At 72.9% G+C, this 22413-nt stretch carries 24 protein-coding genes; 10 read left to right on the forward strand and 14 right to left on the reverse strand.

What is annotated here, in order from left to right; translation table 11 throughout:
• Positions 1–33 precede the first annotated feature (33 nt).
• On the reverse strand, positions 34–648 hold the full coding sequence (locus AC3ENQ_RS08340; RefSeq protein WP_431803538.1) for an LOG family protein: 615 nt from the start codon (positions 646–648) through the stop codon (positions 34–36).
• A gap of 103 nt (positions 649–751) precedes the next feature.
• Here AC3ENQ_RS08340 and AC3ENQ_RS08345 point away from each other — a divergent pair, with 103 nt between their 5' ends.
• Positions 752–2128 (forward strand): amidohydrolase family protein, encoded by a 1377-nt coding sequence (locus AC3ENQ_RS08345; RefSeq protein WP_431803540.1) that lies wholly within the window; start codon positions 752–754, stop codon positions 2126–2128.
• Positions 2129–2169: 41 nt separating this feature from the next.
• Here the strand turns inward: AC3ENQ_RS08345 and AC3ENQ_RS08350 are convergent, their stop codons facing one another.
• The 4 genes from AC3ENQ_RS08350 to AC3ENQ_RS08365 are packed head-to-tail and all read right to left on the reverse strand — an operon-like array spanning position 2170 to position 5864.
• Complete coding sequence (locus AC3ENQ_RS08350; protein WP_431803542.1) at positions 2170–3084, reverse strand: ABC transporter permease; 915 nt, start codon at positions 3082–3084, stop codon at positions 2170–2172.
• Positions 3084–3899 carry an ABC transporter permease gene (locus AC3ENQ_RS08355; RefSeq protein ID WP_431803544.1) on the reverse strand — a complete coding sequence of 272 codons (816 nt, stop codon included), beginning with the start codon at positions 3897–3899 and terminating at the stop codon, positions 3084–3086. The genes AC3ENQ_RS08350 and AC3ENQ_RS08355 overlap by 1 nt, the downstream gene beginning before the upstream one ends.
• Positions 3899–4720 (reverse strand): ABC transporter ATP-binding protein, encoded by an 822-nt coding sequence (locus AC3ENQ_RS08360; RefSeq protein WP_431803546.1) that lies wholly within the window; start codon positions 4718–4720, stop codon positions 3899–3901. The genes AC3ENQ_RS08355 and AC3ENQ_RS08360 overlap by 1 nt, the downstream gene beginning before the upstream one ends.
• A 40-nt stretch (positions 4721–4760) precedes the next feature.
• On the reverse strand, positions 4761–5864 hold the full coding sequence (locus tag AC3ENQ_RS08365) for an ABC transporter substrate-binding protein (RefSeq protein WP_431803548.1): 1104 nt from the start codon (positions 5862–5864) through the stop codon (positions 4761–4763).
• Positions 5865–6165: 301 nt separating this feature from the next.
• On the opposite strand from AC3ENQ_RS08365, the gene AC3ENQ_RS08370 reads away from it, so the two are divergent.
• Positions 6166–6927 (forward strand): HesA/MoeB/ThiF family protein, encoded by a 762-nt coding sequence (locus AC3ENQ_RS08370; RefSeq protein ID WP_431803550.1) that lies wholly within the window; start codon positions 6166–6168, stop codon positions 6925–6927.
• Positions 6928–7276: 349 nt separating this feature from the next.
• On the opposite strand, the gene AC3ENQ_RS08375 is transcribed toward AC3ENQ_RS08370, so the two are convergent.
• The 6 genes from AC3ENQ_RS08375 to AC3ENQ_RS08400 are packed head-to-tail and all read right to left on the reverse strand — an operon-like array spanning position 7277 to position 11814.
• Positions 7277–7534, reverse strand: coding sequence for a MoaD/ThiS family protein (locus AC3ENQ_RS08375; RefSeq protein WP_431803552.1), 258 nt, complete (start codon positions 7532–7534; stop codon positions 7277–7279).
• 14 nt (positions 7535–7548) lie between these two features.
• Positions 7549–8652, reverse strand: coding sequence for a GTP 3',8-cyclase MoaA (gene moaA, locus AC3ENQ_RS08380; RefSeq protein WP_431803554.1), 1104 nt, complete (start codon positions 8650–8652; stop codon positions 7549–7551).
• Positions 8653–8656: 4 nt separating this feature from the next.
• A complete protein-coding gene (locus AC3ENQ_RS08385; RefSeq protein ID WP_431803556.1) occupies positions 8657–9739 on the reverse strand; it encodes a sulfate/molybdate ABC transporter ATP-binding protein in 1083 nt (360 codons plus the stop codon).
• A gap of 34 nt (positions 9740–9773) precedes the next feature.
• Positions 9774–10577, reverse strand: a complete 804-nt coding sequence (locus tag AC3ENQ_RS08390; protein ID WP_431803558.1) for an ABC transporter permease — start codon at positions 10575–10577, stop codon at positions 9774–9776.
• Between the two features lie 8 nt (positions 10578–10585).
• The gene (modA, locus tag AC3ENQ_RS08395) at positions 10586–11383 is read right to left on the reverse strand and encodes a molybdate ABC transporter substrate-binding protein (RefSeq protein WP_431803560.1); all 798 of its coding nucleotides are present in this window, start codon (positions 11381–11383) and stop codon (positions 10586–10588) included.
• The gene (locus AC3ENQ_RS08400) at positions 11380–11814 is read right to left on the reverse strand and encodes a TOBE domain-containing protein (protein ID WP_431803562.1); all 435 of its coding nucleotides are present in this window, start codon (positions 11812–11814) and stop codon (positions 11380–11382) included. Before AC3ENQ_RS08400 ends, modA begins: the two co-directional genes overlap by 4 nt.
• 165 nt (positions 11815–11979) lie before the next feature.
• Between AC3ENQ_RS08400 and AC3ENQ_RS08405 the strand changes: the two genes are divergently transcribed.
• The 8 genes from AC3ENQ_RS08405 (at position 11980) to AC3ENQ_RS08440 (ending at position 20377) form a co-directional block, all read left to right on the forward strand.
• Positions 11980–13236 carry a molybdopterin molybdotransferase MoeA gene (locus AC3ENQ_RS08405; RefSeq protein ID WP_431803564.1) on the forward strand — a complete coding sequence of 419 codons (1257 nt, stop codon included), beginning with the start codon at positions 11980–11982 and terminating at the stop codon, positions 13234–13236.
• Positions 13229–13729: a cyclic pyranopterin monophosphate synthase MoaC gene (moaC, locus tag AC3ENQ_RS08410; RefSeq protein WP_431803566.1), complete on the forward strand. Its 501-nt coding sequence runs from the start codon at positions 13229–13231 to the stop codon at positions 13727–13729. The genes AC3ENQ_RS08405 and moaC overlap by 8 nt, the downstream gene beginning before the upstream one ends.
• A complete protein-coding gene (locus tag AC3ENQ_RS08415; protein ID WP_431803568.1) occupies positions 13726–14292 on the forward strand; it encodes a MogA/MoaB family molybdenum cofactor biosynthesis protein in 567 nt (188 codons plus the stop codon). Before moaC ends, AC3ENQ_RS08415 begins: the two co-directional genes overlap by 4 nt.
• The gene (locus AC3ENQ_RS08420) at positions 14289–14711 is read left to right on the forward strand and encodes a molybdenum cofactor biosynthesis protein MoaE (protein WP_431803570.1); all 423 of its coding nucleotides are present in this window, start codon (positions 14289–14291) and stop codon (positions 14709–14711) included. The genes AC3ENQ_RS08415 and AC3ENQ_RS08420 overlap by 4 nt, the downstream gene beginning before the upstream one ends.
• A 225-nt stretch (positions 14712–14936) precedes the next feature.
• Positions 14937–15812, forward strand: coding sequence for an FAD binding domain-containing protein (locus AC3ENQ_RS08425; protein ID WP_431803572.1), 876 nt, complete (start codon positions 14937–14939; stop codon positions 15810–15812).
• A complete protein-coding gene (locus tag AC3ENQ_RS08430) occupies positions 15809–18691 on the forward strand; it encodes a molybdopterin-dependent oxidoreductase (protein ID WP_431803574.1) in 2883 nt (960 codons plus the stop codon). The genes AC3ENQ_RS08425 and AC3ENQ_RS08430 overlap by 4 nt, the downstream gene beginning before the upstream one ends.
• Entirely contained in the window at positions 18684–19790 is a 1107-nt protein-coding gene (locus tag AC3ENQ_RS08435) for an XdhC family protein (protein ID WP_431803576.1), read from the forward strand. The genes AC3ENQ_RS08430 and AC3ENQ_RS08435 overlap by 8 nt, the downstream gene beginning before the upstream one ends.
• Positions 19787–20377: a nucleotidyltransferase family protein gene (locus AC3ENQ_RS08440; protein WP_431803578.1), complete on the forward strand. Its 591-nt coding sequence runs from the start codon at positions 19787–19789 to the stop codon at positions 20375–20377. Before AC3ENQ_RS08435 ends, AC3ENQ_RS08440 begins: the two co-directional genes overlap by 4 nt.
• A 48-nt stretch (positions 20378–20425) precedes the next feature.
• On the opposite strand, the gene AC3ENQ_RS08445 is transcribed toward AC3ENQ_RS08440, so the two are convergent.
• Genes AC3ENQ_RS08445 through purS form a run of 3 tightly spaced genes read right to left on the reverse strand, consistent with a single transcriptional unit; the run spans position 20426 to position 22366 of the window.
• Positions 20426–21367 carry a 2-hydroxyacid dehydrogenase gene (locus AC3ENQ_RS08445; protein WP_431803580.1) on the reverse strand — a complete coding sequence of 314 codons (942 nt, stop codon included), beginning with the start codon at positions 21365–21367 and terminating at the stop codon, positions 20426–20428.
• Between the two features lie 37 nt (positions 21368–21404).
• Positions 21405–22112 carry a phosphoribosylformylglycinamidine synthase subunit PurQ gene (purQ, locus tag AC3ENQ_RS08450; RefSeq protein WP_431803582.1) on the reverse strand — a complete coding sequence of 236 codons (708 nt, stop codon included), beginning with the start codon at positions 22110–22112 and terminating at the stop codon, positions 21405–21407.
• A complete protein-coding gene (gene purS / locus AC3ENQ_RS08455; RefSeq protein WP_431803584.1) occupies positions 22109–22366 on the reverse strand; it encodes a phosphoribosylformylglycinamidine synthase subunit PurS in 258 nt (85 codons plus the stop codon). The genes purQ and purS overlap by 4 nt, the downstream gene beginning before the upstream one ends.
• Positions 22367–22413: the final 47 nt, after the last annotated feature.

Below are 22413 nucleotides of genomic sequence, written 5' to 3' on the forward strand. Positions count from 1 at the left end.
GGAGCGTCGGCGGGAACGGTCAGATCGGCGCGGTCACGGGCGCAGCGGGATGCCGATCGCGCCCGTCATCTCGGCGCCCGGCGACGAGTCTGAGCGCGGCGGCGGCGTATACGCCTCGAGCCGATCGAGGACCTCGTCGACGTCGGACCCGACGATGAGCATGTCGATGAAGCGCGGGTGCGTGAAGCCCCGGTCGCGCATGTTCGCGGCGAACGCGAGGAACGGGTCGAAGTAGCCGTCGACGTTGAGGATCGCGACCGGCTTCGCGTGGATCGCCAGCTGCGCCCACGTCCACTGCTCGGTGAGCTCTTCGAGGGTGCCCGGCCCGCCCGGAAGCGCGAGGAACCCGTCGCCGCGGTCGGCCATGATCGTCTTCCGCTCGTGCATCGAGTCGACGAGGATCAGCTCGGTCACGTTCTCGTTGACCGCTTCGCGCGCCTGCAGCGCACGGGGGATGACCCCCGTCACCTGCGCCCCGCCGCGCACCGCGGCATCGGCCACCGTGCCCATAAGCCCGACGTGACCGCCGCCGTAGACGAGCGACATGCCCCGCGCCGCGATCCGCGACCCGAGATGGGCGGCGGCGTCGATGTAGATCGGGTCGAACCCGGGGGACGAGCCGCAGAAGACGGTGAGCGAGTACGCCATGTGAACCTCCTGTTCCGACGCTAAGCGCCGCGTGTTTCCGGGTCGTACCCGGGTGTTTCCGTCCCGTGACGGCGCCGAAACATGCCCCGGATAGCGTCGGAGCATGTCCCTCCTCGTCACACACGCACGCCTCATCACGGTGCCCGCCGGCACCGACGACCCCGGCTACCTCGAGGAGGGCTGGATGCTCGTCGGCGACGACGGACGCATCGCGGGCATCGGCGCCGGGCAACCTCCCGCGGGCACGACGGCGGACGAGACGCTGGATGCCGCGGGCCGCTTCGTCGCACCCGGTTTCGTCTCGAGCCACTCGCACCTGTTCACGAGCGGACTGCGCGGTCTCGGCGTCGCCGACACCCTCTACGGCTGGTGCGACTCGATGCTCGGCACGACCCGTGTCATGACGCCCGAGCAGATGTACTGGTCGACCCTCCACGGCTCGCTCGACTTCCTCTCGAACGGTGTGACGACCGCCTACAACTTCACCGACCCGCTGCAGGCGTGGGAGTCGATGGTCGACGGCAAGCGCGTCGGCGACGCGGTGCTCCGGGGCCTCGAGTACCACTACCGTCAAGCCGACGGCACGCGCGACTCCGGCATCCGCTTCGTCGATGCGAGCGGCATGGACGTCACCGCCGGCACCCCGGACGAGGTGTTCGACCGGTTCGCCGCCGAGGTCGCCTATACGCGCACGTTCGACCCCGACTTCGCACTCGGCTCGTCGATCATGGGGCAGGTGCAGTGGTCGCCGCATCCGGAGGCAGCGGAGTTCGAAGTCGAGGCGATGCGCCGGTACGGTGTGACGAACCAGGCGCACTTCCTCGAATCGCCCGAGGCGGTGCCGCACCAGCAGTCGAAGTTCGCGCTGTACCGGGACGCCGGGGCGCTCGAACTCGGGCTCACGTTCGGCCACTTCATCCAGACGACGCCCGAGATCATCGCGCAGTCGGTCGCCGGCGGGGCTTCGATGTCGTGGCAGCCGGCATCCAACGGGCGTCTGGCATCGGGGACGGCGCTCGTTCCCGAGATGCTCGCGATGGGGATGAAGGTCGGCGTCGGCCTCGACGACCAGGCCTGCACCGACCTGTCGGACCCGTGGCAGAACATGCGGATCGGCATCTACGCGCAGCGCGCGCGCACGAAGGACCCGCTGTCGATGATGCCCGAGCAGATGCTGCGCCTGCACACCCTCGGGTCGGCGGAGATCATGGGCGTCGCCGACCGCGTCGGGTCGCTCGAGGTCGGCAAGTTCGCCGACTTCGTCCTCGTCGACCCGCGCCGGCCCGACGCCGGGCCTCTCTGGCATCCGGTGCGCTCGTACGTCCTCGCGATGAGCCCGCGGAACCTCGTCGCGGTCTATGTCGGCGGCAAGCTGGTGGATGCCGGGGGCTCTTCGACCAACCCGCTCGCCGCCGAGGCGTCGGCGAAGGTCCACGAGCTGCCCGAGGCGGTCGTGCCGCTGCGCGGCCACCCGCACTGAACCCGTCCGCCGCGACCCGACCCGACCCGACCCGCAGCCCGTCAGGCGGTGGAGGTCGCCATGCCCATACGGGCGAGGACGATGTTCTCGAGGATCTGCACGAGGTTGTAGAGCAGCAGCGTGATGATCGTGATGAGCGCGATCGACGCCCACAGCTGCGCGAACTGCGCCTGGGCGTTGAACTTCAGGATCGACCCGCCGATGCCCGTTCCCGTCGAGAGCCACTCGGCGAGCAGCGCACCGGTGACCGCCGCGGGCACCGAGACGCGCATGGCCGCGAAGATCGAGGGGAGCGCGCCGGGGAGGTTCACCTTCCGGAGCGCCGTGAACCGGCTGCCGCCGTAGACATGCACCACGTCGAGGCTCTGCCTGCTCGCGCGGCTGAGCCCGAACAGCACGTTCGCGAGGGCGGGGAAGAGGACGACGATCGTTCCGATCACGGCGACGGATGCCGGCGTGCCGCGCCCCGTGATGAGGATGATGACGGGCGCGATCGAGACGAGCGGGATGGTGCGTAGCAGCAGCACCAGCGGCATGACGCCCGCCTCCACCCCCTTGGACAGGCTGAACGCGATCGCGAGGACGATCGCGACGATCATGCCGACGACGAAGCCGATGAGGGAGTCGCTGAGGGTCTGGCCGAGAAGCGGGAACAGCTGGTCGCGGTGCTTCGCGGCATCCTCGTCGGTCACGAGGAAGCTCCAGACGTCGAGCGGGCCCTTGGCGACGTACGGCGAGATGCCGGTGAGGCTCACGACCGCCTGCCACAGCACGATCAGCACGACGAAGGTGAGGAGCGCGTTCAGCAGCGACCTGCCGAGGGAGCGGGCGATCGCCCGTCGCCGGTCGGCGCGCAACTGGGCGAGCGCGGCGGGGTCGGCGCTCACGGCGAGCTTCGCGGTGGCCGAGGCGCCGGCCGACGCGTTGTCGAGGGTGGCGGTGCGTGTGCGGGACATCAGGCGGCCTTTCCGGTCTCGCCGGCCACCCAGGGGGTGACGAGTCGGATGAGCAGGCCCATGAGGCCGTAGGCGGCGAGCGCGAACACCGCGCACAGGAGGAACACCGACCAGACGCCGGCGGAGTCCAGCTGGCCCTGCAGGCGGATGAGGGTCGGACCGACGCCCGCCGTGATCGCTCCGAGGTACTCGCCGAGCACGGCGCCGAGGAAGGCCGTGGGCACCGCGATCTGCAGCGCGTTGAGGATCGAGGGGAGGGCGGCGATGATGCGCACCTTCCGCAGTTGCATCCATCGGCCGCCGCCGTAGACGTGCACGACGTCGAGGGCGGCCTTGTCCGCCGCGCGGAACCCGAGGAGAGCGCCGACGACGGTCGTGAAGACGCAGACCAGCGCGGCGAGGAAGATCGCGGTCGCCGACGGGTCGCCCGGATTCTTGGCGCCGCCCAGGACGACGATCGAGATGCCGCCGATCGCGACGATCGGCAGGCAGTAGGTGACGACCGCGACTTGTGTGATGACCGTCTCGGTCTTCGGGAACAGCAGCACGATCGTCGCGAGCAGGAGGGCGATGCCGTTCCCCCACAGGTACCCGAGGCCGGCCGCCGCGAGGGTGGGGCCGAACACGCTCCACGTTCCCGCGATGTTGCCCTTCACGAACAGCCAGTCGAACACCGCCGCGGGCGTCGGCACGGGCGTGAAGGTGGTGCCCTCGGCGGGGGTGAACACCGTCAGGGCGAAGATCCACCAGACGAGGATGAGGGCGACGCCGCCGAGGATCGCGGCGACCCAGCCGGGCATGCGGGTACGGGTCATCACGCCTCCGCTTCGGCGCGTCCGTCCGACCCGAACAGCAGCTCGGATGCCTGGTCGACGTAGGCGTGGAACTCGGGGGTGCGCATGATCTCGGGCGTGCGCGGGCGCGGCAGGTCGATCTCGATGATCTCCTTGACGCGGCCGGGGCGCGGCGACATCACGGCGACGCGGTCGGCGAGGAAGATCGCCTCGCTGATGCCGTGGGTGACGAGAAGCGTCGTCGCGGGCTTCTCGGTCCAGATGCGCAGGAGCTCGAGGTTGAGGTTCTGGCGCGTCATGTCGTCGAGGGCGCCGAACGGTTCGTCGAGGAGGAGGACGGAGGGGCGGAGGACCAGGGCGCGGGCGATCGAGGCGCGCTGGCGCATGCCGCCGGACAGCTGCGCGGGCTTCGCGTTCGCGAAGTCGGTGAGGCCCACGAGGCCGATGAGCTCGTCGACGTAGGCCGAGTCGACCTTCTTGCCGGCGACCTCGAACGGCAGCTCGATGTTCTTGCGGACGCTCCGCCAGGGGAGGAGCGCGTGGTCCTGGAAGGCGATGCCCAGCTCGCTCTTCGCCCGGAGCTGGTCGGGGGTCTCGCCGTCGACGAGGGCGACGCCGCTCGTCGGCTTCTCGAGCGAGGCGAGGATGCGGAGGATCGTCGACTTGCCGCAGCCCGAGGGGCCGAGCAAGGCCAGGAAGGAGCCCTTCTCGGTGTGCAGGTCGGTGTCCTGCAGCGCCGTGAGCGAGCCGCCTCCGCGCAGGGCGAAGGTCTTGGAGAGGCCGGTGATGTGGATGCCGGTGCCGGTGCGGGCACCGGCATCCACGTTCGTCAGATTCGACATGGGTTCCCGAGTGGTGGTTTCCGGATCGAGGGGTTCCCGATCAGGGCAGGTACTTCTTGAGGTCGGGGTTCTCGGCGTAGATCTCGTCGATGATCGTCGTGTCGAAGAGGTCGTCGGCCTCGAGCTCCCAGCCCGACGCCTTGAGCGAGGCGAGCGTCTGCGTCTTCAGGTCGTCGGAGATCGTGAACAGGCCGTTCTCCTCGGTCTCCTCGGTGGAGATGAGCTTCGCCTGCGCCTCGATGCCGGCCGCGGTCTTGTCGGGGTCGAGGTCGCCGAAGGTGAGGTCGCCGGCGGCCGCCGACTCGTTGTAGTAGGTGGTGACGAGGGCGACGGTGTCGTCGATCGACTCGGTGAAGGTCTTCGTCCAGCCCTTGATCTCGGCCGTGAGGAACGCCTTCAGGAGGTCCTTGTTCTCGGCGAGGTACTGGTCGGTGACGGCGAACGACTCGGCGACGTAGGGGAGGCCGTTCTCGGCGTAGGCGAGGTTGGTGGTTTCGTAGCCCTCCATCTCGACCGTGATGGCCTCGTTGGTGAGGTAGGCCATGAAGCCGTCGACCTCGCCGTTGATGAGCGGGGTCGGGTCGAAGTCGACCGGAACGATCGTGACCTCGCTCGCGTCGATGCCGTTGGCGTTCAGCAGCGCGGCGAACACCGAGGCGTTCGAGTCCTGCACGCCGATCTTCTTGCCCTTGAGGTCGTCGGGGGTCGCGATGTTGCCGCCGTCCTTGAGGGAGAGGATCGTGAACGGGTTCTTCTGGAACGTCGTCGCGATGATCTTGAGCGGGGCATCCTGCTCGGCGACGGCCGCTCCCACGGAGGCCGCGTCGGTGAGGGCGACCTGGACGGTGCCCGAGAGCAGCTTCGCGACACCCGTGTCGGGGCCGGCGATGCCGGTGACGGTGCCGAAGCCCGCATCCGTGTAGTAGCCCTCTTCGTAGGCGTAGTACTCGCCCGCGAACTCCTCGTTCTTGATCCAGGAGTACTGCACGCTGATGTCGCCGTAGTCGGCGGAGGCGTCGCCGCTCCCACCCGAGGAGGAGGGCGAGCTCGAACCGGCGCAGGCCGTGAGCGCGAGGGCGGTGACCGCGACGGCGGCGAGCGTGGCGCCGAGGCGGCGCACGCGGCGGGACGGGGACGATGACATGGATGCCTCCTGGTGAACGACGTGGTGCTGTGGGTGGTCGCAGGGGTCGGTGACACCGGCCGGTGCGGGTGACCGGGGCGCCATGCCGTCGTTCGGGTCGACGGCATGCTGTGGCACCCCAGATCGGATCGACACTAGGACTCCGACGTTTCGCGGACGGGGCGCACTGTTTCCGAGGCGTTACGGCGGCGCGGGGCTGGGTGGTTCGTGGGCGGCGGGCTGGGGCGGTTCGTGGGCGGCGGGCCGGGGTGGTGTTCGGGCGGCGGGCTGGGGCGGCATCGGGGCGGCGCACAATGGACGGATGCCTCGTACCCCGCTCGTCGAACCCGCCGACGCCCTCACCCCCGCCGAATCGGCACGCTTCGCGCGTCAGATCGCGCTGCCCCACATCGGCGTCGTCGGGCAGCGTCGGCTGAAGAACGCGCGTGTGCTCGTGGCGGGGGCCGGGGGCCTCGGGTCTCCCGTGATCTCCTACCTCGCCGCGGCGGGGGTCGGGACGCTCGTGATCGTCGACGACGACACCGTCGAAGAGAGCAACCTGCCACGGCAGCTCATCCACGCCGGCGCCGCTCCCGGCACCCCGAAGGCCGAGTCGGCGGCCGCCGAGGCGCGACGCCTGAACCCGTTCGGCGATGCGGTCGCCGTGACGGAGCGGATCGGGGGCTCTCTCGGTGGCATCCATCTCGAAGGCATCCATCTCGTGATGGATACGACCGACGACGCGGCCGCCCGGCTGGTGCTGCACGACGCGGCGATGGCCGCCGGCATCCCCTATGTGTGGGGAACGGCCGTGGGCACGGACGGCATGGTGTCGGTGTTCTGGGCCGACGCGCCCGGCGGTGGCGTCACGCTTCGCGACCTGCACCCCGACCCGCTCGCCGACACGAATCGGCGGTGCGTCGTCGACGGTGTCACGGGACCCCTGTGCGCCGCGATCGGCGGCGTCATGGCGGGCGAGACGCTCAAACTCATCGTCGGCGCGGGCGACGTGCTCCTCGGGCGGGTGCTCGTCTTCGATGCGCTCGACACGACCTGGCGCGAGGTGGCGTTGCGCCCCGCGTGACGCGAGTGCCGGCATCCGTTCGCTGTTCGGGTGGGCCGGGCTTCTCGGGCGGCGGGTTGCGGTTCGGGCGCCACGTTCCTGCAGGGGGTTCGCGTCGAGCGCCATGTTTCTGCCGGGGGTTCGCGTCGGGCGCCACGTTCCTGCCGGGGGTGCGCGTCGGGCGCCATGTTTCTGCAGGGGGTTCGCGTCGGGCGCTAGATTGCTGTCCGGGCGCCAGAAAACTGTGGCGCCCGGACAGGAAAGTGGCGCCCACTGTCCGCATCGCTCCCGCTCCCGCTCCCGCCCCCGCTCGTGCGGCCCGCGAGCGCGCGTGCCGCATGTTGCCGCGCGACCGCGACCCCACACCCCACTATCCGCCGGCGAAGGGCGGGAGGACGTCGACGAGGATGCCGGGGCGGAGTGGCGTCGTGAGATCGGTCGTCGTGACGCCGTCGACGAGGAACGAGCAGCGCTCGAGGACGGGGCGGGCGGATGCCGGGGCGCGCGCGATCAGCGCCGCGAGGTCGACGACGTCGGCGGCGTCGACGCGCTCTTCGGCCGCGCCGAGGGCGGCCTTCGCGGCGGCGAAGTAGCGCACGGTCACGGGGACGGTGGTGGTGGCAGGCATCCTGTGCTCTCTCGTCAGCCGCCGATGGCGCTCATCGGGCGGGCGGGCTGGGCGAAGCCGGGGTCGTCGATGCCGTGTCCGGCGCGCTTGCGCCACATCGCGGCGCGCCAGCGGTCGGCGAGCTCGTCGTCGGTCGCCCCGGCGCGCAGGAGGTCGCGCAGAGGTGTCTCGTCGTGCGCGAACAGGCAGTCGCGGATCGCGCCGTCGGCAGTCAGGCGGGTGCGGCGGCAGTCGCCGCAGAACGGCTCGGTCACCGACGCGATGATCCCGATGGTCCCCGAGCGGTGACCGTCGCGCTCGCGGACGTCGATCCGCTCGGCGGGCGCTCCCTCGCGCGGCGCGGGGTGCGGCTCGAGGTCGAAGCGCTCCGCGACGAGCGCACGCGTGCGGGCGGCTGTGACGACGTGGCCGCGGGTCCAGGCCCGGTCACCGCCGAGCGGCATCTGCTCGATGAAGCGCAGCTCGACGCCGGCATCCAGCGCCCAGGAGACGAGGTCGGCGGCCTCGTGCTCGTTGACCCCGGGAACGAGGACCGCGTTCACCTTCACGGCGAGCCCCGCATCGCGGGCGGCATGGATGCCGTCGAGCGCGCGCCGGAGCAGCGGCCGCCGCGTCACTGCGGCGTACACCTCGGGGTCGAGGCTGTCGAGCGACACGTTGACGCGGTGAAGGCCCGCCGCGGCGAGCGTGGCGGCGCGCTCGGCGAGGCCGATCGCGTTGGTCGTGAGTGCGAGGTCGGCGCGCGCGCCGCTCGGGTCGTGGAGCGCCGCCGCGCCCGCGACGATGTCGGCGAGCCCGGCGCGCAGCAGCGGCTCCCCGCCCGTGAAGCGGACGGCGCTGACCCCGAGCCGCGTGACGGCGATGCCGACGAGGCGCACGACTTCGGCATCCGTCAGGACGTCGCCCGACGGCATGGGATCGATGCCGTCTGCGGGCATGCAGTACGTGCAGCGGAGGTTGCAGCGGTCGGTGAGCGAGACGCGGAGGTCGGTCGCGACGCGGCCGAACCGGTCGACGAGTCCCGGGTGCGCCGGGCGCCCGGCGAGATCGGCGGCGAGATCCGCGGCGGCGCCGGACGTCGAGATACGCCGCCGGGGGAGTCCGAGCAGCACCGTCATCGCCTCAGGATACGTCGGGCTCGCGGGCGTAGAGGCGGACGAGGCGCGGGTCGACGTCGAGGAGCACGGGGCTTCCGGGAGCGAAGGCGCGGGCGTCTGCGCCGTCGGCGGCTGTTCCGACGAGGCCCCCGGCCGTCACGCGCAGCCGCCCCGCGACCACGTCGAGGTGCGTGACGCGGGGGGCGCCTTCCGCATCGTCGATTCGGGCGGGCAGGGTGTCGGCGCGGACCGTCACGGCATCCGGAGGCACCGCCGCGAACGCCGGCGTCCCCTCCGCGAGCGGGCCGGGATCGCCCGGGATGCGGAGCCCGGTCGCGTCGACGAGACCGGGGGCCTGCACGACGCCGGCGACGAGCGCGACCCCCGCCAGCCGCGCCGAGAACGCCGTGCGGGGGTGCGCGAGAAGGTCCGCCGTCGCGGCGTCCTCGACGATGCGGCCCGCGTCGAGGACGACGGCGCGGTCGGCGAGCAGCAGCGCGTCGAGCGGGTCGTGCGTCACGACGATGCCGGGAACGGCGGCGAGGGCGGATGCGAGGACGCGGCGCACCTCGTCGCGTCCCGCGACGTCGAGCGCGACGAGGGGTTCGTCGAGGAGGAGCGCGACCGGGTCGGCGGCGAGGGCGCGAGCGACGGCGACGCGACGCGCCTGCCCGCCGGACAGCCGGTGCGGGAGCGTGTCGGCGAGAGCCGCCGCGCCGACGTCCCCGAGACGCGCGTCGGCGATGGTGCGCGCCGCCGCGCGCCCGTCGCCGCGGCTGCGCGGCGCGAAGGCGACGTTCTCCCGCGCGGTCAGATGGGGGAACAGCAGCGGGTCCTGCGCGAGGAGGGCGACGCCGCGGCGGTGCGCGGGGACGTCGGTACGGGTGCGGCCGACGGCGCCTTCGGCGCGGGCCCCGACGTCGAACAGCGTGCGCCCGCTCACGACAATGCGACCCCGATCGGGGGAGAGGATGCCGGCGATCGCCCCGAGCACCGTGGACTTGCCGCTGCCGTTCGGGCCGAGGAGAGCGACCGTCTGCCCGTCGGGTACGTCGAGGCGCACGTCGACGCCCCGCGCGTCGACGACGACGTGCGCGTGGATGCTCATCGCCCGCTCACCGCCCTCACCGCGTTCATGCCGCTCACCGTTCGCCTCCCGCGACGCGCGCGGCGCCGGTGACCGCCATCGTCGCGACCGCGACGGCGACGAGGACGAAGGCGAGCGCGACCGCGGCATCCGGATCGGTCTCGCGCTGCAGGTAGATCTCCAGCGGCAGCGTCCGGGTGGTGCCTTCGAGGCTCCCCGCGAAGGCGAGCGTCGCGCCGAACTCGCCGAGCGACCGGGCGAAGGCGAGGATCGTCCCGGAGACGAGCGCCGGTACGGCGAGCGGAAGCGTGACGCGGCGGAGCACCGTCCCGGGGGCGGCGCCGAGGGTCGCCGCGACCGACTCGTAGTCGGGGCGGCCGCCGCGGAGCGCGCCCTCGACCGCGACGACGAGGAACGGGAGCGAGACGAAGGTCTGCGCCATCACCACGGCCGTCGTCGTGAACGCGATCTGCACCCCGAGCGCTTCGAGGTGCGCGCCGAGCAGTCCGCGGCGGCCGAACGCGGCGAGGAGGGCGATGCCGCCGATCACGGGCGGCAGCACGAGCGGCAGCAGGACGACGGTGCGGACGACGGTCGCCGTGCGTCCGCGCAGGCGCGCGAGCACGAGCGCGAGCGGCACCCCGAGGACGATGCACAGCATCGTGCTGATCGTCGCGGTCCGCAGGCTCAGACCGAGGGCGGTGAGCGCCGACTCGCTCGTGACGAGCTGACCGAACCGCGACCAGTCCACCCGGAGCGTGAGCGCGACGATCGGCACGACGACGAAGACCACCGCCACGACCGCGACGACCACGACCCACCAGGGCAGGGGTGTGCGCCGCGGCGCGGTGAGCGTCATCGGTGCCCCTATCGGTCGTCGCCGAAGCCGGACGCGTCGAGGATCTCGCGCCCCGACGGCCCCCGCACGAACGTGGCGAACGCCGCGGCGACGTCGGGCGCGGAACTGCCCGCGAGGACGGCGATGGGGTAGCGGTTGATGACGAAGTCCGACTCGGGGAACTCGACACCCTCGACGCTGTCGCCCGCCGCGATCACATCGGTGCGGTACACGACGCCGGCATCGGCCTCGCCCGCGGCCACCTTGCCGAGCACGTCGGTGACGGCGTTCTCTTCGCTGACCGGCGTGAGCGTCACGCCCGCGAGCTCCGCCACCTCGCGCGTCGCGGCGCCGCACGGCACCTGCGGCGCGCAGACGACGAGGCGCAGGCCCGGCCGGGCCAGGTCGTCGAACGAGCCGATGCCGGCGGGATTTCCCGGCGGCACCGCGATCTCGAGGGTGTTGGACGCGAAGATCTCCGGGTCGCCGTCGATGAGCCCGGCATCCTGCGCCTTGGTCATGTTCGCCTCGTCGGCGGAGGCGAACACGTCGGCGGGCGCGCCCTCGGTCAGCTGCGTCACGAGCGCCGACGACCCGGCGAAGTTCAGGGTCACGTGCACGCCCGGGTGCGCGTCTTCGAAGGCATCCGCGATCTCGGTGAACGTGCCCGTCAGCGACGCCGCTGCGAAGACGGTGATGTCGCCCGCAAGCGCGTCGCCGGATGCCGTCGAGGCTGACGGCGACGGGGTCTCCGAGGACGGTCCGCACCCCGTGAGCAGCAGGCCCGCGACGACGAGGGATGCCGCGAGTGCGGCCGCCCGCCTCACGCGGTCACCTCGCGCTCGCTGTCGGGGTAGGGGGAGGGGTGCGGGGTCTCAACGATGACGTGCGTCGCCTTGATGACGGCGACCGCGAGGACTCCCGGGACGAGGCCGAGCTCGCGCACCGCTTCGGCGCTCATGAGCGAGACGCAGCGGTGCGGGCCGCACTGCAGTTCGACCTGCGCCATGACGGTGTCGGCGACGACGCGCGTCACGATCCCGACGAAGCGGTTGCGCGCCGAGCTGCCGATGCCCGACGGGTCGCGGGTCTCGCGGGCGCGTTCGCGTGCCAGGTCGGCGAGCTCCACGCCGTCGACGACGAGCCGGCCGGCGTCGTCGGGTTCGGCGCCAAGCGACCCGGCATCCACCCACCGGCGCACGGTGTCATCGCTCACTCCGAGAAGGCTCGCGGCCTCGCTGATCCGATAATGCGGCATGGATCGCATGATACTTCCGCATGTGCGGTGCGCGGGGTGTTCGCCCGCACGGGATCGACGGGCGATCTTCGGAGATCCGGTGTACTTCGGACGTTTTGGGCGGCGGGCGTCCGGAGAACGCGCGATCTCCGAAGAACGCGGGATGCCGTGCGGCAGGATGGTCGCATGACCTCGATCGCCGACCACGTCGCCGCGGTGCGGCAGGTGCTCGCGGCGGTCCCGGTGCGCGAGCGCGCGGTCGGGGTCTCGGCGGCGGACGTGGCCCGGCATCCCTCACGCACGCGCGCACGCCGCCTGACGCGCGACGTCGTCGCGGCGGGCGACGTGCCGCGGTTCGACAACTCCCAGATGGACGGGTACGCCGTGCGTGCGGCTGATCTCGCGGGCGCGGATGCCGCACACCCCGTCACCCTTCCCGTGGCCGCACCCATCGCGGCGGGGGCATCGGCCGGTGCCCTCGCGCCGGGCACGGCGGCGCCGATCATGACCGGCGCGCCGATCCCCGCGGGTGCCGACGCGATCGTCCCGGTCGAGCGCACCGCGCCGGGGACCTTCGACGCCGAGCACGTGACCTTCGCCCAGCCCGTCGCGCCGGGGACGTTCGTCCGCGTGCGCGGCGCGGACATCGCGCAGGGCGACCTGCTGGCCGCGGCCGGCACCCCCGTGCGCCCGGCGCATCTCGGCGCGTTCGCCGCGGCATCCGTCGGCGAGGTCTGCGTCGGGGCGCGCGTGCGCGTGCTCGTCGTGACGACGGGGCGCGAGCTGGCGACGGCACACGAGCCCACGCTCGGGTCGGGCGACGACGCGCGCATCCCCGACGCCGTCGGCGGCATGCTGGTGCGCGCCGTCACCGACGCCGGCGCCCGCGCCCGGTGGATCGTGTGCCCGAGCGACGACCCCGACGAGTTCCGCGCGCTCCTCGCGCGGGCCGGGCGCTGGCCCGACGTCATCGTCACCGTCGGAGGGGTCAGCCGCGGCGCGTACGAGGTCGTGAAGCTCGCGTTCGCGGGTGAGCGCGTCCGGTTCGGTCACCTCGATCTGCAGCCGGGCGGCCCCCAGGGCCTCGGGGTGGTCGCACTCGACGGGCGCGACGTGCCGGTGCTGTGCTTCCCGGGCAACCCCGTGAGCGCGCTGATCTCCTTCGAGCTGTTCCTACGGCCCTGGCTACGGGGGCGCGCGGGCCTCACCCCGTCGCGCCGCGTCGAGCGCCTACCGCTCGCCGAGGCGATCGAGTCGCCCGCCCACCAGCATCAGATCCGGCGGGGTAGTCTGCGGGGCGACGGCACCGTCGCGACGGTCGGCGGTCCCGGCTCGCACCTGATCGCGCACTATGCGGCGGCGGATGCCCTCGTGCACGTCCCCGTCGGGGTCGCGCATCTGGAGGCGGGCGACGACGTGGAGGTGTGGGTGCTGGATGAGTGAGAACGACCGCGGGTCCGAGCCGGCGCTGACGCACGTGCGCGAGGACGGCGCCGTGCACATGGTCGACGTGTCGGCGAAGCAGGCGACCGTCCGCACGGCGCGCGCCTCGGCGGTCGTCGTGACGACCCCCGAGACGGTGGCGCTCGTTGCGACGGGCGACCTGCCGAAGGGCGAGGCGCTCGCGACGGCGCGCATCGCCGGCATCCTCGCGGCGAAGCAGACCCCGCAGCTCATCCCGCTGTGCCATCCGCTGCCGCTGTCGGCGGTCGAGGTGTCGTTCGCGCTGACGCCCGAGGAGGGACGCATCGGCATCGAGACGTTCGTCAAGACGACCGCGCCGACCGGCGTCGAGATGGAAGCGCTGACGGCCGCGAGCGTCGCCGCGCTCACGGTGTTCGACATGATCAAGGCGGTCGACGCGACGGCGGTCATCGAAGGCATCCGCGTCGTCGAGAAGCGCGGCGGCAAGAGCGACATCGGCGGGGGCGCATGAGTGGCGCGACCGATGCGACCGGCGCGAGCGATGCGACCGGCGCGACCCGAGCGAGCGCCGCGCGCCGCGCGGTCGTCGTGATCGCGTCGACCCGTGCGGCCGCCGGCGTCTACCCCGACCGGGTCGGGCCGCTCGTGGCCGAGTGGCTCGTCGCGCGAGGGTGGCCGGAGCCGAAGGTCGTCGTCGTCCCCGACGGCGACCCGGTGGGCGACGCGCTCCGCACCGCGGTGGCCGCCGGGGCGGACCTCGTCGTCACGAGCGGCGGCACGGGCCTGTCTCCGACCGATGCGACCCCCGAGCAGACCCGTGCCGTGATCGAGCGCGAAGTGCCGGGCATCGCCGAAGAGCTGCGCCGTCGCGGCGCCGCGCACACCCCGCTCGCGCTCCTCTCCCGCGGCGTCGCGGGAGCCGCCGGGCCCACCCTGATCGTCAACCTCCCCGGATCGCCGTCGGGGGTGCGCGACGGCCTCGACGTCCTCGGCGAGGTCCTCGATCATGCGCTCGACCAGCTGCGCGGCGGCGACCACCCGGCACCCGCTCCGCCCTCGGGAGGGCCCGCATGACCGTCCGCCTCGCGCGCATCGCGGCTGATCCGGTCGCCCTCGCCGAGGTCGAAGATGTCGTGGCGGATGCCGCGCACGGCGCCGTCGTGTCGTTCGCGGGCGTCGTCCGCGACCACGACGGGGGTCGTGCGGTGACGAGGCTATCGTACGAGGCCCACCCCGACGCGGAGCGGATGCTCGCGGCATCCGCGGCCCGCATCGCCTCCCGGCATCCGGGTGTCGCGCTCGCCGTCGTCCACCGCGTCGGTGACCTCGTCATCGGCGACCTGGCGCTCGCGTGCGCCGCGGGCAGCGCCCACCGCGCCGCCGCGTTCGACGCGTGCCGCGACCTGGTCGACGACGTCAAAGCCACCGTCCCGATCTGGAAGCACCAGCTCTTCGCCGACGGCACCGACGAGTGGGTCGGCGCGCTGGAGTAGCGCCGGAATCACGCGGGTGAGCGTCGGTCGACGAGCGCAGAGACGGGATACGACGCACCGGGATACGACGCACCGGGATACGACACACCGGGCGCCCGCCGCCGACCCACGCGGCCGATCCGCACGTCCCTTTTACATCGCCGACACATGCGTGGTGTTGGCTGAGCGCACGCCGCGGCGCCCGGATCCGCCGGCACCGCACGAGAGAGCGCGAGAGGGGATGCCGTGGACCTCACCACCGTGACCGCCTACCGCGCGGCGCGCACCCGCGCCGACCTCGCCCTCGCGCCGGGCGAGCGGATCCTCGGCGGCGGCACCTGGCTCTACTCCGAGCCGCAGCCGGAGACGACGGGCCTCGTCGACCTCACGACGATGGGCTGGCGGCCGATCGAGGAGCTCGAGGCGCCGGATGGCGGCATCCGCATCGCCGCGACCTGCACGATCGCCGAGCTCACCCGCTACCGCGGACACCGTCACCCGTGGCGGGCCGCGCCGCTGTTCACGCAGAGCGCGCACGCGCTGCTGGCATCCTTCAAGGTCTGGAACGTCGCGACCGTCGGGGGCAACATCTGTCGCGCGTTCGCGGCGGGCGCGATGGTGTCGCTGTGCACGGCGCTCGACGGCGTCGCCGAGATCTGGACGCCGTCGGGGGATGCCTACCGCATCGCCGTCGCCGACCTCGTGACCGGCAACGGCACGACCTCGCTCGGCCCCGGCGAGGTGCTCCGCGCCGTCGAGCTGCCCGCCCGTGCCCTCCGCGCGCGCACGGCGCTGCGCAAGATCGCGCTCGCCGAGCTCGGCCGCTCGGGAGCCGTCGTGATCGGCCGCGTCGACGAGGACGGCGCGGTCGTCTTCTCGATCACCGCCGCGACGCAGCGCCCCTCGATCCTCCGCTACCCGTACATGCCGGATGCCGCCGCGCTCCGCGCCGACATCGACCGGCTCGCGGGGTACTACACCGACCCGCTCGGCACCGCCGACTGGCGTCGCCAGGTGGCGGGCGTGCTCGCGGAGGAGATCCGTGACGAGCTGACACGCGACGAGCCGACAGAGAACCAGCCCGCAGAGAACGATCCCGCAGAGAACGAGCCCGCCGCATGAGGTTCGAGATCAACGGCGAAGAGGTGGATGCCGCGCCCGCACCCGGCCAGTGCCTCCGGACGCTCCTGCGCGACCACGGCCACACCGAGGTCAAGCGCGGGTGCGACGCCGGCGACTGCGGCGCGTGTTCGGTCATCGTCGACGGCGAACCCGTGCACTCGTGCATCTTCCCGGCGCAGCGGATCGAGGGGCGCTCGGTCACGACCGCCGCGGGGCTCGGCACGCCCGGCGACCTGTCGCCGATGCAGGAGTCGTTCGTCGAGCACTTCGGGTTCCAGTGCGGCTACTGCACGCCCGGCATGATCGTCACCGCCTCGACCCTCGGCGAAAGCGATCTCGACGACCTTCCCCGCAGGATGAAGGGCAACCTCTGCCGCTGCACGGGGTACCGGGCGGTGGAGGAGGCGATCCGCGACGGCGTCGCGCGCGGCGTGAGCGCCGGAAGTGACGCGGTGCGCACACGCGGCGCGCAGAACCTCGGGTCCACCGGCATCCGCCCGGGCGAGATCCGCGACGCGCCGCGCTCGCCGGAGACCATCGCGCCCGGCGACGCCATCGGCCGCTCCGTCCACCCGCCCGCCGCCGCGCGCGTCGTCGCGGGCCTCGAGCCCTACACCTTCGACCTCACGCCCGACGAGCTCGCCGGCCCGTTCGCGGGCGCGCTCGTCCTGCGCGTCCTCGGGTCGCCGCACGCGCACGCGCGCATCGCGGCGATCGACACGTCGGCCGCCGAGGCGCTGCCCGGGGTCCACCTCGTCCTCGATCACCGCAGCGTCGACACCCCGCGCTTCTCGACCGGGCGCCACGAGCATCGTGAGGACGACCCCGACGACACGCTGATCCTCGACGACACCGTGCGCTTCGCCGGGCAGCGGGTCGCGGCGGTCGTCGCCGACACCGCCGCGATCGCCGAGGCGGCGCTCCGCCTCATCCGTGTCGAGTACGACGTGCTCCCCGCCGTCTTCGATCCCGAGCTCGCCCGCTCTCCCGGCGCGCCGCTGATCCACCCCGAGCGGACGCCCGCCGACCGCGTCGACGACGCGGCCCGGAACGTCATCATCTCCCTCCACGACGGCTACGGCGACGTCGATGCCGGGCTCGCGGCGGCTCACACGACGGTCAGCGGCACGTGGAGCAACGGGCGCGTCATCCACGCGCAGCTCGAAACGCGCGGCGCGATCGGACGCCTCGACGAAAACGGTCGCCTCGTCATCCGCACGAGCACCCAGGTGCCGTTCCTCGTCCGCGACGAGCTGGCCTACATCCTCGGGCTCGACCGCGATCGCGTCCGCGTGCACACGGCGCGCGTCGGCGGCGGATTCGGCGGCAAGCAGGAGCTCTTCTGCGAAGATCTCGTCGCCCTCGCCGTGCTCCGCACCGGTCGCCCCGTCGCGTACGAACTGACCCGCCGCGAGGAGTTCGAGCGCACGGCGGTGCGGCACCCGATGCGCGTGTCGGTGACACTCGGGGCGGATGAGGACGGCATCCTCACCGCGATGGACGTCGACCTCCTCTCCGACACGGGCGCCTACGGCAACCACTCGCGCGGCGTCCTCTTCCACAGCGTCGCCGAGTCGCTGAGCCTCTACCGTTGCCCCGCGAAGCGGCTGGATGCCGAGGCCGTCTACACCAACAACGTGCCCTCCGGGGCGTTCCGCGGCTACGGCCTCGGACAGGTCATCTTCGCGGTCGAGAGCGCGCTCGACGAGCTCGCGATCGAACTCGACATCGACCCGTTCGAGCTGCGGCGGCGGAACGCGGTCGCCGAGGGCGACGCGCTCCTCCACCACTCGAGCGAGCCTGACGCCGACCTCGTGTGGGGCAGCTACGGCCTCGACCAGTGCCTCGACCTCGCCCGCGGTGCGCTCGAGCGGGGCAACGGGGTCGAGGCCCCCGCGGGCTGGCTCGTCGGCGAGGGGATGGCCGCTGCGATGATCGCGACGATGGCCCCCTTCGGGCACATCTCGCACGTGACCCTCGACGTCACCCCCGACGGCCGCTACCGGGTCGGCATCGGCACTGCGGAGTTCGGCAACGGCACGACGACGGTGCACACGCAGATCGTCGCGACCGACCTCGCGACGACACCCGACCGGGTCGATCTGCATCATTCCGACACGGATGCCGCACGCCACGACACCGGCGCCTTCGCGTCGGCCGGCATCACGGTCGCCGGCAAGGCGCTGCACGCCGCGGCGCTCGCGCTCGCCCGCGTGCTGCGCGAGACGGCGTCCGCGCTCACCGGTATTCCCGTTGAGGAATGCATGCTCACGCCGAATGGCGTGGAGGCCGGTCGCCTCGTCGGATTCACCGAGCTGATCGCCGCGGCGCCCGCGGATCGGCGGCACGGCGAGGGTCTCCGAACCGACGGGAGCGAGCTCGGAGATCACCGTTCGCTCGCCTTCAACGTGCACGCGTTCCGCGTCGCGGTGCGGCCCGAGACGGGCGAGGTGCGCATTCTGCAGTCGGTGCAGGCGGCGGATGCCGGAACCGTGATGAATCCCGAGCAGTGCCGCGGTCAGGTCGAGGGCGGCGTCGCGCAGGGCATCGGATCGGCGCTGTACGAAGAGATCATGGTCTCGCCGTCGGGCGCGCTGCAGACGCCCGTCTTCCGGGTGTACCGCGTGCCGCAGCTGGCGGACATCCCCCGCACCGAGGTGCTGTTCGCCGACACGAGCGACGACCTCGGCCCCTTCGGTGCGAAGTCGATGAGCGAGTCGCCGTACAACCCCGTCGCACCCGCGCTCGCGAACGCGATCCGCCGCGCGCTCGGCACGCGGCCTTACGAGCTGCCGATGTCGCGCGACCGGGTGTGGCGCCTCGCGGCGGCGCGCGCGGCGCAACCCGTTCTCGTTGAGAGCGAGACCGCCGATGCGTGACATCCTCGACGACGCGGTCGCCTGGCTCGGCTCGGGTCGGGCGATCGCCGTGGCGACCGTTGTGGCCGTCCGCGGCTCGGCCCCGCGCGAACTCGGGGCGAGCATGATCGTCGCGGAGGTGGAGGCCGGCGGGCTCACGGTACGCGGCAACGTCTCGGGCGGCTGCGTCGAGGGCGCGGTCATCGAGGCGTGCCTCGACGCGCTCGCCACCGGCCGCGCGGGTGTCGCGAGCTACGGCATCGCCGAGGACGACCTGCTCGGGGTCGGGCTCATGTGCGGCGGCAGCATCGACGTGCTGGTCCGTCCCGTGCGCCCCGGCACGCCCGAAGCCGCCGATCTCGCGCGCCTGCGCGACCCGCAGGCCCCCCTCGTCCTCACTCTTGCCGTGCGGGGCGACGAGCTCGGCGGGGTGTCTGTCGGCGGGGTGTCGGTCGGCGGCGCGGGCGACCCCGGCATCCCGCCGGACGCGGCTGCGCTCGCGGGCGGCGACCGGGCGCGCTTGCTCAGCTACGACGGCGACGGATGCCTCACCGAGGCCGACCCCGCCACGCAGTACCTCACCCAGTACCTTGTCGTGCCGTTCGGCGGCCCGCCGCGCCTCGTCATCGTCGGCGCGGTGCAGTACGGCGTCGCGCTCTCACGCATCGGCGCCGCGTGCGGGTACGCCGTCACCGTCGTCGACCCGCGTGACGCCTTCGCCGACGCGCAGCGGTTCCCGGATGCCGAGGTCGTCCGCGACTGGCCCGACCGGTGGCTCGCGTGCGCGACACTCGACGACCGCACCGCCGTGTGCGTCCTCAGCCACGACGAGAAGATCGACGTGCCGGCGCTCCGCGTCGCGCTCGCGAGCTCCGCGGGCTACGTCGGCGCGATGGGCAGCCGCCGCACGCACGACGACCGGCTCGACCGCCTGCGCGCCGCGGGCGTCACCCCCGCGCAGCTCGCGCGGCTGCGCTCGCCCATCGGCCTCGACCTCGGTGGACGCTCGGCCGAGGAGACGGCGCTGTCGATCCTCGCCGAGATCGTCGCGGTGCGGCACGGGCGCAGCGCGGTTCCGCTGACCGAGGCATCCGGACCCCTGCACGCGGCGGGTTCGTGAGCGGCACGGTCGGGATCGTCCTCGCCGCCGGTGCGGGCACGCGCTACGGGATGCCGAAGGCCCTCGTCGTCGGGTCAGACGGCATCCCCTGGATCGTCCGCGCCGTCGAGACCCTCCGGGCGGGCGGATGCGCGCGGGTCGTCGTGGCGCTCGGGGCGGAGCGCGCGGCGGCAGGGCGTCTCGTTCCCGCCGGGGACGGGCGCGTTGAGATCGTCGAGGTCGCGGACTGGGCGGAGGGCCTCTCGGCGAGCGTCCGCGCGGCTCTCGGCGCGCTGGAGTCATCGGCCGTGCCGGGGGCGTTGACCGGTGCCTCGGCGGCGGTGCTCGTCCCCGTCGACACCCCCGGTCTCCCGGCGGCGGCGGTCGCCCGCCTCGCCGCGGGCGCAGACGTCGAGACCCTCCGCCGCGCCGTCTACGACGGGGTGCCGGGGCATCCGGTCGTCATCGGGCGGTCGCATTGGAGCGCGCTCTCGGCGGAGCTGGCGGGAGACCAAGGTGCCGGCCCGTACCTCGCCGCCCACGGCGCCGAGCGCACCGAATGCGGCGACCTCTGGGACGGCGCCGACGTCGACGCCCCGCCCGCCTGACCCCCCGCCCGCCTGACGCCCTCGCCTATCCCGCCGCGAACGCGCCCCTCAGGTGCGGATGACGATGTTCTCGGGCTCTTCGCCGGCGCGGACGTGGTCGATCTGGCGGCGGACGAGCGCCGCCATCCGGGGCAGCATCGCGGTCGATGCGCCGCCGACGTGCGGGGCGATGAGAGCGCCCTCGAGGTCCCAGAGCGGGTGGTCGGCGGGCAGCGGCTCGGGGTCGACGACATCGAGCGCGGCGCGCAGCCGACCGGAGGCGACCTCGGCAACGAGCGCGTCGGTGTCGACGAGCGTGCCGCGACCGACGTTCACGACGAGCGCTCCGTCGGGAAGGAGCGCGAGTGCTGCGGCATCCATCACGTGCCGCGTACCGTCGCCGCCGGGGAGCGCGAGCACCGCGATCTCGGCGGTCGGGAGGAGCTCGGTCAGCTCATCGATGCCGTGGACGTGCACGCCGTCCTCGTCGCGGGCGTGCGAGGCAACCGGCACGAGGTCGACCTCGAAGGGCAGCAGCCGCGCGGCGATCGCCTTACCGACGCCGCCGTAGCCGAGCAGCAGCACGCGCCGGTCGGCGAGGCTCGGGTGGAACGCGGTCGTCCACGCGTGGCGGTCCTGGTCGCGGACGAATCCGGGGATGCCGCGCTGCGCGGCGAGCGTCAGGGCGAGCGCGAGTTCCGCGGTCGAGGTCTCGTGGACCGTCGCGGCGTTCGCGAACACGGAACCCGCGGGGAGCCGGTCGGCGATGCCCTCGTACCCGATCGCCTGCCCCTGCAGCAGCCCGATGCGGACGTCGGGGAGCCCGCGCAGCACGCTCAGCGCCGGACCGAGCGACATGTACGGCGGCACCGCGATCGCGATGTCGGCGCCGCCTTCTGCCGCACCGGGCGGCGGTCCGTCCATCGGCCAGACGCGCAGGTCCACGTCACCGGGGACGGGGCCGATCGCGGCGGCGAGTTCTTCGGTGGGGACGGTGACGAGGATGCTCACCCCTCGACGCTACCCGTGTCCGAGCGCGGCGCGCAGGTCAGGCCGCGGCGGCGGCCAGTGACGCGACGGCTGAGGTGAAGAACGAGAGGCCGTCGATGCCCGAGCGCATCGCCTCGGGGGTGTTGGGGCCGAAGCCGGGCTCGACCGCGTGCTCGGGGTGCGGCATGAGGCCGACGACGTTGCCGCGGGCGTTCGTGATGCCGGCGATGTCGTCGAGCGATCCGTTCGGGTTGACGCCGACATAGCGGAAGGCCACGAGGCCCTCGCCCTCGATGCGCGCCAGGGTCTCGGCGGAGCAGATGTACCCGCCGTCGGCGTTCTTCAGGGGGATCGTGATCCCCTGGCCGACCTCGAACTGGCTCGTCCATGCCGTCGACGCGTTCTCGACGCGCAGGCGCTGGTCGCGACGGATGAACTGCTGGTGGGCGTTGCGGATGAGGCCGCCCGGCAGCAGGTGCGCCTCGACGAGCATCTGGAAGCCGTTGCAGATGCCGAGGATCGGCATGCCCGCCGCAGCGGCATCCTTCACCTCGGACATGATCGGGGCGTGCGCCGCGATCGCGCCGGCGCGCAGGTAATCGCCGTAGCTGAAGCCTCCCGGCAGGACGAGCGCGTCGACGCCGTCGAGGTCGTGGGAGGCGTGCCAGAGGGAGACCGGCTCCGCTCCCGCCAGCGCGATCGCGCGGCACGCGTCGCCGTCGTCGAGCGATCCGGGAAAGGTGATGACGCCGATCCGGACGGTCACTGCGCGGCCTCGGGCAGGACCTCGATGCCCACGACGTCCTCGATGACGGAGTTCGAGAGGATCTCGTCGGCGATCGTCTTGACGGCTGCGAGCGTGGCCTCGTCGGCGGTGTCCACGGTGAGCTCGAACCGCTTGCCGATGCGCACACCGTCGAAGCCTTCGTAGCCGAGTCGCGTCAGCGCACCGGCGACGGCCTTTCCCTGCGGGTCGAGCAGTTCGGCCTTGGGCATGACGTCGACGACGATGGTGGGCATTGACGGCTCCGGATGTCGCGGGGAAGGGGCGCGTCCAGTCTACGGGC

It is taken from the genome of Microbacterium sp. bgisy203, from assembly GCF_057706945.1.